The following is a 15,211-nucleotide window of genomic DNA, read 5'->3' as shown; positions in this document are numbered from 1 at the left end:
TCAACGCACAGAACCCCGAGTGAGGGACTCGCATGTCTCAGGACGACCTTCGCCTGCCCCTGTCCGCGGCCCAGTACGACATCTGGCTCGCGCAGCGCATCGGCGCCCCCAGCCCGGTCTACAACTCCGGTGAGTTCGTGGTGATCGACGGGCCGTTGGACCGGCCGTTGTTCGAGACCGCGCTACGGCAGGCCGTGGCAGAGGCCGAAGGACTGAACGTCCGGATCGTCGAGGACGCCCACGGCCCCCACCAGGTCGTCACGCGGCCCGAGTGGTCCCTCACCGTCCTGGACCTGAGCGCGTCCTCGGATCCGGAGGCCGAAGCGCACGCCTGGATGCGGGAGGATCTGGACCGCCCCGCGGACCCGACGGCGAGCCCGCTGTTCGCGTACGCGCTCTTCCGTCTCTCCGCCGACCGCCACCTCTGGTACCAGCGGTACAACCACGTGGTCATGGACGCCTTCGGCTGGTCGCTGTTCGGACGGCGCACGGCGGCGATCTACACCTCGCTCGTCCGAGGGACCCCGTGTGCCGAGGCCAGGTTCGGAACGATCACGGACGTCCTCGACGAGCAGGAGGGGTACCGGGGTTCCGCCGGTCAGGAGGAGGACCGCGCCTACTGGACCGGTCGCTTCGCCGACCGGCCGAATCCGGTGGCCCTGGCCGTCGGCGGCGCGGCGGACGCCGAGTTCCGGCGCGAGACGACCCACCTCGCCCCTTCCACCGCGGAACGCGTGCGGCGGTCGGCGGCCACCGGCGGTGTGAACTGGTCGAACGTCGTCATCGCCGCGGCAGCCGCGCACTTCGGCCGGCTGACCGGCAGCTGCGACGTCGTGTTCAGCGTCGTCGTGACGGGCCGCGTCACCGCGCTCTCGGGACGCACCCCCGGCACGATGGCCAACATCGTGCCGATGCGGGTGCGGGTGGACCCGCGCGAAGACATCCTCACCCTCGCGCGACGGGTGAAGGACGAACTGCGCGACATCGCGCGGCACCAGCGGTACCGGGGCGAGGACCTGCGCCGCGAACTCGAATGGCCGGTCGCCGGCAAACGGCACTTCGGACCGCTCGTCAACGTCGTCACCTTCGACAACGACCTCGATTTCGCGGGTTCGAAGGGCACCACGCACGACGTCTCGATACCGCCCGCCGAGGATCTGATGATCACCGTTCGCGGCGGTTCCGCGGACGGCCGTATCCGGATCGACTTCGACGGAGACGTGTCGTCGCCGGGGAGCGACGATTTCGTGGCCCATCAGAACGCCTTCGTGGCCTTCCTCGAAGCGGCGTCCAAGGAACCGCGGATGCCGGTGGGGCAGCTGGACGCCCTCACGGACGCCGAGCGGGTCACGGTCGTGGAGGAGTGGAACGACACCGGCCGGCGGCTCCCCGCGACGACTCTGCCGGAGTTGTTCGCGGTTCAGGTGGGGCGGTCTCCGGATGCGGTGGCGGTGGTCGGTGACGGTGGGCCTTCGGTTTCGTATGCGGAGTTGGACGAGTGGTCGAACCGGGTGGCGCGGTGGTTGAGGGGGAGGGGGGTGGGTCCTGAGGGTCGGGTGGCCGTGTTGATGGAGCGGTCGGTCGATCTGGTGGCGGTTTTGTGGGGTGTGCTCAAGGCGGGGGCGGCGTACGTTCCGGTGGATCCGGAGTATCCGGCGGACCGGATCGGCTATGTGTTGGCCGATGCGGGTCCCACGGTGGTGGTGTGCACGCGTGCGACGGTGCGGGATGCCTCGTGGGTGGTGTGGGACGACGAGGCGACGACCGCAGAGATCGCGTCCTTCTCCGGCGATGCCTTGGCGTCCCGGGTCACGCCCGGAACGGCGGCGTACGTGATCTATACGTCGGGGTCGACGGGTCGTCCCAAGGGTGTGGTGGTTAGCCATGGGTCGATCGCGAACCGGTTGCTGTGGATGCAGGACACCTACGGGTTGGCGAGTGACGACCGGGTGTTGCAGAAGACGCCGACGGGGTTCGACGTGTCGGTGTGGGAGTTGTTCTGGCCGTTGGTGGTGGGTGCGGGTCTGGTGATGGCCAAGCCCGGTGGGCATCGGGATCCGGCGTACCTGGTGGACGTGGTGGCCCGGCAGTCGGTGACGGTGATGCACTTCGTGCCGTCCATGCTCAGCGCCTTCCTTCCCGAGGTGACTCGGGGTGCCTGCGCCGGCCTTCGCCGGGTGGTGTGCAGCGGTGAGGCGTTGTCCGCGGAGGTCGTGGCGGACTTCCGGGCCGTACTGGACGCGGAGCTGTCCAACCTCTACGGGCCGACCGAGGCCGCGGTGGACGTGACGTTCTGGGACTGCTCGGGCGGGGTGGGGCCGTCGGGTTCGGTGCCGATCGGTCGTCCGGTGTGGAACACGCAGACGTACGTGTTGGACGAGTTCCTGCGTCCGGTGCCTCCCGGTGTGACGGGGGAGTTGTATCTGGCGGGGGTGCAGTTGGCGCGTGGTTACGCGGGTCGGTCTGCTTTGACGGCGGAGCGGTTCGTGGCGTGCCCGTTCCCGGGTTCGGATCGGATGTACCGGACGGGTGACCTGGTGCGGTGGTCCTCGGACGGCGATTTGCTGTATCTGGGGCGTGCGGACGACCAGGTGAAGATCCGTGGTTTCCGGATCGAACTCGGTGAGATCGAGAGCGTGTTGGCCGGTCATGAGGGCGTGGGCCGGGTCGCGGTCGTGGTCCGTGAGGACCAGCCGGGCGTGAAGCGCCTGGTCGCCTACGTCGTACCGGCCGGACGCGAGGTCGACGGGGAGGCACTGCGGGGGTTCGCCGCACGGTCCTTGCCCGAGTACATGGTCCCGGCCGCGGTCGTGGCGCTGGAGTCGCTGCCGGTCACGGTGAACGGGAAGCTCGACCGGGCCGCTCTGCCCGCGCCCGAGTTCTCCGGTTCCGGTTCCGCCGGCCGTGGCCCCGCCACCGCCGTGGAAGAGGTGTTGTGCGGGCTGTTCGCCGAGGTGCTGGGCCTGGAGCGGGTCGGCGCCGAGGACTCGTTCTTCGAACTCGGCGGCGACTCCCTGCTGGCGACGCGTCTGATCGCCCGTGTCCGTTCCGTCCTCGACGTCGAGATCGGCATCCGGGACGTGTTCCGCGGACCCACCGTCGCGGAACTGGCGGACCGCGCCGACGGGTCGCGGACCACCGGAGTCCGCGTGCCCCTGGTCGCACGGCAGCGGCCCGAGGAGCTGCCGCTGTCGTTCGGCCAGCAGCGGATGTGGTTCCTCAACCAGCTCGAGGAAGCCGGAGCCGGCGCCGCCTACAACGTACCGCTGGTCCTGCGTCTGTCCGGCGCGCTCGACCGGGCGGCACTGGAAGCGGCGCTGAACGACGTCGCCGACCGGCACGAGAGCCTGCGCACCGTCTTCCCGGACATCGACGGAGTTCCCCGACAGGACCTCCTGGAAGGTCCGGCCGGCCGGCCGGAGCTCCGCCTGCGCACGGCCGGAGAAGCCGATCTGCCCCTCGCGCTGGCCACGGCACTGGCCCGGGGCTTCGACCTGGCCCGGGAGCTGCCCTGGCGGGTCGAGCTGCTGACGCTGTCTCCCTCGGATCACGTACTGATCGTCGTGGCGCATCACATCGCGGTCGACGGCTGGACGATGGGCATCCTGGCCCGGGACCTGCGCACCGCCTACCAGGCCCGGCTCACGGGCGGGACGGCCGGATGGCCGGCGCTGCCGGTCCAGTACGCTGACTACGCGCTCTGGCAGCGCGAGGCGCTCGGCGAGGTCACCGACCCCGACAGCCTCGTCAACACCCAACTCGCCCACTGGCGTGAGGTGCTGGCCGATCTGCCGGACCAGCTGACCCTTCCGGCCGACCGGACCCGGCCCGCGGTCTCGTCGTTCCGGGGCGGGTCGGTCCCGGTCGAGCTCGGCGCACAGGCGCACGCGGGGCTGGTGGAGGTGGCGAGGCAGGGTTCGGCGACCGTGTTCATGGTCGTGCAGGCGGCTCTCGCGATGCTGCTGGCCCGCCTGGGGGCGGGCACCGACCTGCCCATCGGAACCGCCGTGGCGGGCCGCGGGGACAGCGCCCTGGACGACCTGGCCGGCTTCTTCGTCAACACCCTCGTACTGCGGACGGACGCCGGCGGCGATCCCACGTTCGCCGAGCTGTTGGACCGCGTCCGGGAAACGGACCTGGCGGCCTACGCCCACCAGGACCTGCCGTTCGAGCGACTCGTGGAGGACCTCAACCCGGCCCGCTCCCTCGCCCGCCATCCGCTGTTCCAGGTCATGCTGGTCCTGCAGAACGTTCCGCCCGCGGACTGGGACCTGCCGGGCCTGACCGTCCAGGCACTGGAGGAGAGGGCCCTGCCCGACGCGGCCGTTCCCGCGCGCGTCGACCTGTCCGTCAGCCTCGCCGAGCACCGCGACGAACAGGGCGCGCCCGCGGGGATCAACGGCGACCTCCAGTACGCCGTCGACCTGTTCGACCGACCCACGGCCCAGGCCCTGGCCCGTCGGCTGGTGCGGGTACTGGAGCAGGTCGCGGCGGATCCGACGGTCCGGATCGGCGAGGTCGACGTGCTGATCGAGGGCGAGCGCTCCCGCGCCCTCGTCACATGGAACGACACCGCCCGCGACGTACCGGCCCAGACGCTGCCCGAACTGTTCGAGGCGCGGGTCGCCCGTGACCCGAACGCCGTCGCGGTGGTCGGCGACGACACCACGCTGACCTACGCGGAACTGGAGACGCGGGCCAACCGGGTGGCGCACGCGCTCATCGGCCGGGGCGTGGGCCCCGAGGACCTCGTCGGCGTACTGATGGACCGCTCGGCCGATCTCGTCGCCGTGCTGCTCGGCGTGCTGAAGTCGGGCGCCGCCTACGTGCCGATCGACCCCGGCTACCCGGCCGAGCGGGTCGCCTTCATGCTGGCCGACACCAGTCCGGCCCTGGTGGTGTGCACCCGCCGCACCGCGGCAGCCGCAGCCGGGTTCCCGCACCTCCTCCTGGACGACCCGTCGACCGTCGCCGCGATCGCGGCCGCTCCGGAGACCCCGCCGACCGACGCCGACCGGGTCGTACTGCTGCGCCCCACCCATCCCGCGTACGTGATCTACACGTCCGGGTCGACCGGGACGCCGAAGGGCGTGGCGGTCGTGCACGGGGGTCTGGCCAACTTCGTGTCCTGGCGGGTGGCGGAGTACGGATGGGGTCCGGGCGACCGGGTCCTGCAGTTCGCCTCCGTGTCCTTCGACGTGTCCGTCGCCGAGATCTTTCCCGCGCTGGCGGGCGGCGCGACCCTGTGCGTCGCGCGGCGCGACGGAGACGCCCTGCTGGAGATGGAGCGGCTCGCGGTCAACGCCGTCACGTTCACCCCGAGCGTCCTGGAGTCGCTCGTCGCAGACGGCGAGCCGGCCGCGACGGTCCTGGACACCATCGAGCACGTCGTCCTCGGCGGCGAGGAGTACGGCTCCGAGCTGGTGCGACGCTGGGCCGACGGGCGCTCGTTCCACAACGAGTACGGGCCGACGGAGGCCACCGTCACGGTCACCTCGTGGGCCGCTCCGGCCGAAGTACCGGACGCGGTGTCGATGGGCGGCCCCCTCGCCAACGTCAGGGTCTACGTACTGGACGAGTTCCTGCGCCCGGTCCCGCCCGGCGTGGCCGGCGACCTGTACGTCGCCGGGGCCGGGCTGGCACGCGGATACGTCCGCCGCGCGGGCCTGACGTCGGAGCGGTTCGTGGCCTCGCCCTTCTCCGGCTCGGGGGAGAGGATGTACCGGACCGGTGACCTGGCCCGCTGGACCTCCGACGGCGAGCTCCGCTTCGTCGGCCGGGTCGACGACCAGGTGAAGATCCGCGGTTTCCGGATCGAGTTGGGTGAGATCGAGGCCGTGCTGGCCCGACACGGCAGCGTCGGCCAGGTGGCGGTGATCGGCCGTGAGGACCATCCGGGCGTGAAGCGCCTGGTCGCCTATGTCGTACCCGCATCCGCCGACCAGGACATCGACGGTGGCACGCTGCGCGAGCACGCCGCGCGGGCGCTGCCCGACTACATGGTGCCCGCCGCCTTCGTCTCCATGGACTCCCTGCCGGTCACCGTCAACGGCAAGCTGGACCGAGCCGCGCTCCCGGCCCCGACCCCGGGCGACACGGTCGGCCGGGGCCCGGCGACGCCCCTGGAAGACCTCCTGTGCGGCCTGTTCCGCGACCTCCTGGGTCAGGAACGCGTCGGCGCCGACGACTCGTTCTTCGAACTCGGCGGCGACTCGCTGCTCGCCATGCGGTTGATCGTACGGATCCGGAAGGAACTCGGCGCCGAGATCAACATCCGGCAGCTGTTCGGCGCCCCCTCCGCCGCCGGCATCGCCGCACTCGTGGAGAACGACCGGCGCGCCGTGCGGACCGGAGTGGTCCCGCGACAGCGACCCGAGACGCTGCCGTTGTCCTTCGGCCAGCAGCGCATGTGGTTCCTGAACGGGCTGGAGGAGGCCGGAGCGGGCGCCGCGTACAACGTGCCCCTCGCCCTGCGCATGTCCGGTGAGCTCGACGTGGCCGCGATCGAGGCCGCCCTCGGCGACGTCGCCGACCGGCACGAGACGTTGCGCACCCGCTTCCCCGCCACGGGAGGCGTACCCCGCCAGGACATCCTGGACGGCCCTGACGGCCGCCCGGAGCTCCACGTCCGCGAAATCGCCGCCGACGAGCTGCCCGCCGCGCTCGCCGAGGCCGCCGACCGGAGGTTCGACCTGGCCCACGACCTGCCGTGGCGGACCGAACTGCTGGTACTGCCCGGCACCGAATACGTGCTCTCGCTGGTCGCCCACCACATCGCCGTGGACGGCTGGTCGATGGGCGTCCTCGCCCGGGACCTGCGCGCCGCCTACGAGGCCCGCCTGCACGGCGGCTGCGCCACCTGGTCGGTGCTGCCGGTCCAGTACGCCGACTACGCACTGTGGCAGCACGAGATGCTCGGCGACCCGGCGGACGAGGACAGCCTGATCGCCGCCCAGCTCGGCTACTGGCGGGGGGCGCTGGACGGACTCCCCGAGGAACTGACCCTCCCCACGGACCGTGTCCGGCCCGCCGTGCCCTCCTTCCGGAGCGGGTCGGTGCCGGTCGTGCTCGGCGCGCGGGCGCACGCGGGCCTGGTGGAGGTGGCGAGGCAGGGCTCGGCGACCGTGTTCATGGCCGTCCAGACGGCACTGGCGATGCTGCTGGCCCGGCTCGGTGCCGGCACCGACCTGCCCATGGGCACGGTCGTCGCGGGACGCGGCGACGCGGCCCTGGAGGATCTGGCGGGCTTCTTCGTCAACACGCTGGTGCTGCGGACCGACGCGAGCGGGGACCCCACGTTCGCCGAACTGCTCGACCGCGTCCGCGAGACCGACCTGGCGGCCTACGCCCACCAGGACGTGCCGTTCGAGCGGCTGGTGGAGGAACTCAACCCGGTCCGCTCCCTCGCCCGGCACCCGCTCTTCCAGGTCATGCTGCTGCTGCAGAACCTCCCGGACCCCGAATGGGAGCTGCCCGGACTGACCGTCAGCGCCCACGAGTCCGCGTCCCCGCCCGCCCGCTTCGACCTGTCCGTGACCCTCACCGAGCGCCGCGACGGGCAGGGCGCCCCGGACGGCATCGACGGAGACCTCTCCTACCCCACGGACCTGTTCGACGAGTCGACCGCCAGGGCGCTCGCCGACCGGCTCGTCCGGGTACTGGAGCAGGCGGCCGCCGACCCGCACGTGCGGGTCGGCGGGCTCCACGTCCTCGACGACGCCGAGCGGCACCTGGTCGTCGAGGAGTGGAACGACACCCTGCGGCCCTTCCCCGCCGCGACGTTGCCCGAGCTCTTCCGGGACCGGGCGGCCCGCACCCCGGAGGCCGTCGCGATCACCGGCTCCACCACGACCTGGACGTACGCCGAACTCGACGAGCGCTCCGACCGGGTCGCACACTGGCTGATCGGCCGAGGAATCCGCCCGGAGTGCCGGGTCGGTGTGGCGATGGACCGGTCACCCGAGCTGATCGCCGTCCTGCTGGGCGTCCTGAAGGCGGGAGCGGCCTACGTGCCGCTCGACGCGGGGCACCCCGTCGAGCGGCTGCGCGCGGTGGTGGCCGAGGCCGGGGTGTCACTGGTACTGGCCGACCGCGACCTCGACGGCCTCCCGACGGCCGCCACGGCCGAGGCGTTCGCGAGCGCACCGGTGGACCCCGGCCTCGCCCTGTCCCCGGACGGCCTGGCGTACGTGATGTACACGTCCGGGTCGACCGGCGTACCCAAAGGCGTCGCCGTCACCCATCGCAACGTCGTCAGCTTCGTCCTGGACCGCAGCTGGGACGGCGACCTCTCGGAGCGAGTCCTGCTCCAGGCCAACCACGCCTTCGACGCCTCGACGTACGAGGTCTGGATGCCCCTGGTGCGCGGCGGCGGTCTGGTCGTCGTACCGGCGGGCGAGGTGGACGCGGCGGAGCGCGGTCGGTTGATCGCCGAGCACGGTGTGACGAACGTGCACGCGACGGCCGGCCTGTTCCGGGTGTTGGCGGAGGAGTCGCCGGAGATCTTCGCGGGTGTGCGCGAGGTGTCGACCGGTGGTGACGTCGTGTCGGCGTCGGCGATCAGGGCGTTGCTGGCCGCGTATCCGGGGTTGACGGTTCGCTCGACGTACGGGCCGACGGAGACGACGGCGTTCACCACGCAGATCCCGTACGTCGCGGGGGACGAGGTCCCGGACGGTGTGCCGTTGGGGTACCCGATGGACAACAGCAGGTCCTACGTGCTGGACGAGTTCCTGCGTCCGGTGCCCCCCGGTGTCGTGGGTGAGTTGTACGTCGCGGGGTCGGGGCTGGCCCGTGGGTATGACGGTCGGGCGGCTCTGACGGCGGAGCGGTTCGTGGCCTGCCCGTTCGGCGGTCCGGTGGAGCGGATGTACCGGACGGGTGACCTGGCCCGGTGGTCCTCCGAGGGGCAGTTGCTGTTCGCCGGTCGTGCCGATGACCAGGTGAAGATCCGTGGTTTCCGGATCGAGCCGGCCGAGGTCGAGGCGGTGCTGGCGGCGCACGAGAGCGTCGGTCAGGTCGCGGTGGTCGTGCGGGAGGACCAGCCGGGGGCCAAGCGTCTTGTCGCGTACGTCGTACCGGCCGATCCGGCTGCGGGCGTGGACGTCGAGCTGCTCGGAGACCGCGTCGCCGGGAAGCTGCCGGACTATATGGTCCCGGCCGCGTTCGTGTTGTTGGAGACCCTGCCGGTCACCGTGAACGGGAAGCTCGACCGGGCCGCACTGCCGGCCCCCGACTTCGGTGGGGGTGAGGGTCGTGACCCACGGACCCCGTGGGAAGAGGTCCTGTGCGGCCTGTTCGCCGAGGTGTTGGGGCTGGAGCGGGTCGGGGCCGACGACTCGTTCTTCGCACTCGGCGGCGACTCCATCATGTCCATGCTGGTCGTCGCCCGGGCCCGGCGCGCCGGAGTGCTGATCACGGCCCGGCAGGTGTTCGAACACAACTCCCCGGCCGGGCTGGCACGAGTGGCCGGGACGGCCGGCGCGGAACCGGCGGAGCCCTCCGCGCAGAGCACCGGACCGGTGCCCCTGACCCCCGTGATGCTCGAACTCGCCGAACGGGCCGGGACGGTGGCACTGACGGGCACGCTGTCCCAGTCGACACTGCTCCAGGTCCCGCCCGGACTGGACCTTGGGCGGCTGCGCACGGCCGTCCGGTCACTGCTCGACCGGCACCCGATCCTTCGCTCACGGCTGGAGTGCGCCGAGGGAACGGGACGGCTCGTGATCCCGGACCAGGACACCGGGCCGACGGCCGCGGAACGTGTGGTCCGCGCCGTCGTGGACGATGTGGAGGCCGAGGCGGAGCGCGCCCTACGCCACATCGATCCGCAGGCCGGGGCGATGGTGGGGGCGGTGTGGTTCGACGCCGGACCGGACGCGCCGGGCCGATTGCTGCTCGTGGCCCATCACCTGGTGATCGATGTCGTGTCGTGGCGGACACTGGTACCCGAACTGGCCGCAGCGTACGAGTCGGCGGCAAACGACGGGCATCCGGCCCCCGACACCTCGTGCACTCCGTTCAGCCGGTGGGCCCTGGAGTTGGCCGCACAGGCCACCAGTACGGAGCGGGTGGCGGAACTGCCCGACTGGATCCGGCTGCTCGAAGGCACCTACGCGCCGATCGCCGACCGGCCCCTCGATCCGGCCGTCGACACCGAGGGCGCGGGGATGCGGCGGATCGAACTCCGGCTGCCGGTGTCCGTGACGTCGGAGCTGCTGACGCGCGTACCGGCCGCCTTCCACGCCGGAATCGACGACGTGCTGCTCGCCGGCCTCGTCGCAGCCCTGGAGGAGTGGCGACTCGACCTGGGCCGGGCCGCCGCCGGCCCGTTGCTCGTGGACGTGGAAGGCCACGGCCGCGTGCCCCTCTCCGACGGCATGGACCTGACGGGCACGATCGGCTGGTTCACCAGCTCCCACCCGCTGCGCCTGGACGCCGGTTCGGCGGACTTCGCACAGGTGCGCGCCGGTGGACCGGAGGCGGGCCGACTGCTCAAGCGGGTCAAGGAACAAGTGCGTGCCGTACCGGGCGACGGGCTCGGGTACGGAATGCTCCGCCACCTGAACCCCGAGACCGCCTCCGCGTTCCAAGGACTGTCCCGCGCGCAGATCGGCTTCAACTACCTCGGCCGCGTCACGCACGCCGCCGAGCCGGACGGCGGGAGCTGGCGGCCCGTCGGCGATCACGGCCTCGCGGGGAGAACGGACCCGCGCATGGCCGCCTCCCACGCCCTGGAGGCCGGCGGCCTCGTCACCGAACTGCCGGACGGCCCCGAGCTGACCGTGTCCATGGTCTGCCCGGTCGGCCTGTTCGACGAGGAGGCCCTGCGCCGGCTGACGTCCGGCTGGGTGGCGATGCTCACCGGACTGGCGGTGCACGCCGCCGCCCCGGACAGCGGCGGCCACACCCCGGCCGACTTCCCGCTGGTCGCCCTCGGCCAGGCCGAGGTGGAGGAACTCGAGGCGGACGTCCCCGGCCTCGTCGACGTATGGCCGCTTTCGCCGTTGCAGGAAGGGCTGCTGTTCCACGCCCGGTACGACGAGCGGGCGCGCGACGTCTACGTCGAGCAGACCTTCGTCGACCTGGACGGCGACCTGGACACCGGCTCCCTCCGGAAGTCCTGGCAGGCGCTGCTCGACCGGCACGCGAACCTGCGCACCGGCTTCCGGCAGCCCCCCGGGATGGAAAGACCCGTCCAGGTGGTCGTACCGGAGGTGGTGCTGCCCTGGCGTGAGGCGGACCTGTCCGGCTTGTCCGAGGCGGACGCCGAGGCCGAGGCCGGGCGGCTGGCGAGGGCGGAACAGGCCCGGTTCGATCTGGCGACCCCGCCGCTGCTGCGGGTGCTGCTGGTGAGGCTGGGCGCCGGGCGACACCGCCTCTTCGTGACGCTGCACCACATCGTGCTGGACGGCTGGTCACTGCCGGTCCTCTTCGGCGAACTGTCCGAGCTCTACGCGGCCCGGGGCGACGCCGGCGGGATGCCGCCGGTCACCTCGTACCGGGAGTATCTGGCATGGCTGGGCCGTCAGGACAAGGACACCGCGCGGAAGGCATGGCGGGCGGCCCTGGCCGGGACGTCCGAGCCCACCCTCGTCGGACCGATCGACCGGGCGGTGGAGCCGATGGCCCCCCGGACGATCAGCACGTCGGCCGATGCGCGGCTGAGTGGGGCGCTGCGCGACATGGCACGCACGAACGGGTTCACGCTGAACACGGTGGTCCAAGGCGTGTGGGGCGTGCTGGTCGGGATGCTCGCGGGCCGCACGGACGTGGTGTTCGGCGCCACGGTCGCCGGTCGCCCGGCCGAACTTCCCGGCGTCGAGCGGATGCTGGGACTGCTCATGAACACCGTCCCGGTACGGGTACGCCTCGACCCGGGCCGTTCGGTCACGGACCTCCTGGTGGAACTCCAGGCGTGGCAAGTGGACCTGATGACGCACCACCACCTGGGGCTGACCGAGATCCAGCGCGTCGCGGGCGCCGGCGCGACCTTCGACACCCTGCTGGCGTACGAGAACTATCCACGGCACCCGGAGGGCCCCCTGCGGCTCGACGGTGTCACGGTGGGCGCGCTCGACGGAGAGGACGCCGCCCATTACCCGCTGTTCCTCGGGGTCATCCCGGGCGACCGGCTGGAGCTACGACTCGACTACCGGCCCGACGTGCTGGACGAGGCGACCGTACGGGCCCTGTCGGGACGGCTGCTGCGGCTCCTGGAACAGGTGGCCGCCGACCCGGGCGTGCACGTGGGGCAGCTGGACCTCCTCGAACCGGCCGAGCGGGTCACGGTCGTGGAGGAGTGGAACGACACCGACGAGTCGTTGCAGGCGGTGACCTTGCCGGAGTTGTTCGCGGTTCAGGTGGGGCGGTCTCCGGATGCGGTGGCGGTGGTCGGTGACGGGGGGCCGTCGCTGTCGTATGCGGAGTTGGACGAGTGGTCGAATCGGGTGGCGCGGTGGTTGAGGGGGAGGGGGGTGGGTCCGGAGGGTCGGGTGGCCGTGTTGATGGAGCGGTCGGTCGATCTGGTGGCGGTTTTGTGGGGTGTGCTCAAGGCGGGGGCGGCGTACGTTCCGGTGGATCCGGAGTATCCGGCGGACCGGATCGGCTATGTGTTGGCCGATGCGGGTCCCACGGTGGTGGTGTGCACGCGTGCGACGGTGCGGGATGCCTCGTGGGTGGTGTGGGACGACGAGGCGACGACCGCAGAGATCGCGTCGTGTGCGGGGGATGCGCTCGGGTCGGATGCGGAGGTCGTGCCCGGTCTTCCGGCGTACGTGATCTATACGTCGGGGTCGACGGGCCGTCCCAAGGGCGTGGTGGTCAGCCATGGGTCGATCGCGAACCGGTTGCTGTGGATGCAGGACACCTACGGGTTGGCGAGTGACGACCGGGTGTTGCAGAAGACGCCGACGGGGTTCGACGTGTCGGTGTGGGAGTTGTTCTGGCCGTTGGTGGTGGGCGCGGGTCTGGTGATGGCCAAGCCCGGTGGGCATCGGGATCCGGCGTACCTGGTGGACGTGGTGGCCCGGCAGTCGGTGACGGTGATGCACTTCGTGCCGTCGATGTTGGGCGCATTCCTCCAAGAGGTCGGTGAGGGCGACCGCGCGGGTCTGCGGCAGGTCTTCTGCAGCGGCGAGGCGCTGACGGCGGACCTGGTGGATGAATTCGTCCGCCGGATCGGCGTGCGGCTCCACAACCTCTACGGGCCGACCGAGGCTGCCGTGGACGTGACGTTCTGGGACTGCTCGGGCGGGGTGGGGCCGTCGGGTTCGGTGCCGATCGGTCGTCCGGTGTGGAACACGCAGACGTACGTGTTGGACGAGTTCCTGCGTCCGGTGCCTCCCGGTGTGACGGGGGAGTTGTATCTGGCGGGGGTGCAGCTGGCGCGCGGTTACGCGGGTCGGTCTGCTTTGACGGCGGAGCGGTTCGTGGCGTGCCCGTTCCCGGGTTCGGATCGGATGTACCGGACGGGTGACCTGGTGCGGTGGTCCTCGGATGGTGAGTTGCTGTATCTGGGTCGTGCGGACGACCAGGTGAAGATCCGTGGTTTCCGGATCGAACTCGGTGAGATCGAGAGCGTGTTGGCCGGTCATGAGGGCGTGGGCCGGGTCGCGGTCGTGGTCCGTGAGGACCAGCCGGGCGTGAAGCGCCTGGTCGCCTACGTCGTACCGGCCGGCGAAAACGCGGACGTGGAGCGGCTGCGGGCGCATGCTGCCGAGAGGCTGCCGGAATACATGGTGCCGGCCGCGTTCGTGCGGCTGGAGTCGCTGCCGGTCACGGTGAACGGAAAGCTGGACCGGGCCGCGCTGCCGGCCCCCGAGTTCGGCGGCGCGGAAGGACGCGCCCCCCGGACTCCGTTGGAGGAGTTGTTCTGCGGGCTGTTCGCCGAGGTGTTGAGGCTGGAGCGGGTCGGGGCCGAGGACTCGTTCTTCGCCCTCGGCGGCGACTCGATCATGTCGATGCTGGTCGTCTCCCGCGCCCGCCGCGCCGGCGTGGTGATCAACGCCCGGCAGGTGTTCGAGCACCGCACCCCGGCCGCCCTCGCCGCGGTCGCCGTGACGGAGACGATCGGGGCCCCTGCGGCCGAGCGGGCGACCGGCACCGTGCCGTTGACCCCGCTGATGCGCGAGCTGGTGGAACGGGCGGGGCCGACGGCGCTCACCGGGGCGTTTTCCCAGTCGATGCTGCTCCGGGTGCCGGCCGGGCTGGAGCTGTCGCGTTTGGGGGCGGCACTTCAGCGGCTGGTGGATCACCATGACGTACTCCGTGCCCGCCTGGAACTCGCCGACGGCGCACCGAGTGCGCTCGTGATTCCGGAGGCGGATTCTGTCGTGCCCGTCGTGCGGCGGGTGGACGCGGCTGGAGTCGGCGACGCCGGACAGTGGACCGACGTCGTTCGGGTGTGTGCCGAGGATGAGGCGAAGCAGCTCGATCCGGTGGCCGGCGGGATGGTGCGGGCCGTCTGGTTCGACGCCGGACCCGACGAGCCCGGACGGCTGCTGCTGGTGGCGCACCACCTGGTGATCGACGGAGTGTCGTGGCGCGTACTCGTTCCGGATCTCGCGGCGGCGTACGACCGCCCCGACGTGGCCTTGGATCCCGTCGTGACCTCGTTCCGGGGTTGGGCGCGGGCCCTTGCCGCGGAGGCGGCGGCTCAGGAGCGGTCGGCGGAGCTGTCGTCGTGGATCGGGGTGCTTGAGGGGCCGGACCATCTGTTGGGCGGTCGTGGGCTGGACCGGTCGGTGGACACGGTCGCGGGTGGGACGCGTCGTGTGGAGCTCCGGGTGCCGGTGTCGGTGACGTCGGAACTGCTGACGCGGGTGCCGGAGGCTTTCCACGCGGGCATCGACGACGTGCTGCTGGCCGGGCTGGTCGCGGCCGTGGACGAGTGGCGAGCGATCCCGGGCGGGGTGCTGGTGAACGTGGAGGGGCACGGTCGTGTGCCGCTCTCCGACGCCATGGACCTGACGCGCACGGCCGGCTGGTTCACCAGCTCCTACCCGGTCCGACTCGACCCGGGAACGGTCGACCACGAGGGAATCCGGTCCGGTGGTCCGGAGGCGGGCCGTCTGTTGAAGCGGGTCAAGGAGCAGGCGCGGGCCGTTCCGGGGGATGGTCTGGGCTACGGGCTGCTGCGTCACCTGAATCCGGAGACTGCTTCCGCGTTCGAGGGGCTGCCTTCGGCGCGGATCGGCTTCAACTATCTCGG

1 protein-coding gene is annotated in these 15,211 nt (G+C 71.6%); it reads left to right on the top strand.

Going from position 1 to position 15,211, the window contains the following annotated elements; translation table 11 throughout:
* Window positions 1-32 precede the first annotated feature (32 nt).
* Window positions 33-15,211, top strand: a 15,179-nt coding sequence (locus tag ACFYZL_RS32085) for an amino acid adenylation domain-containing protein (RefSeq protein WP_388683850.1), incomplete at its 3' end; no start/stop codon positions are given.

Source organism: Streptomyces sp. NPDC001717, from assembly GCF_042892775.1.
Lineage (GTDB): Bacteria > Actinomycetota > Actinomycetes > Streptomycetales > Streptomycetaceae > Streptomyces.
This window is presented reverse-complemented; position numbering and strand designations above follow the sequence as displayed.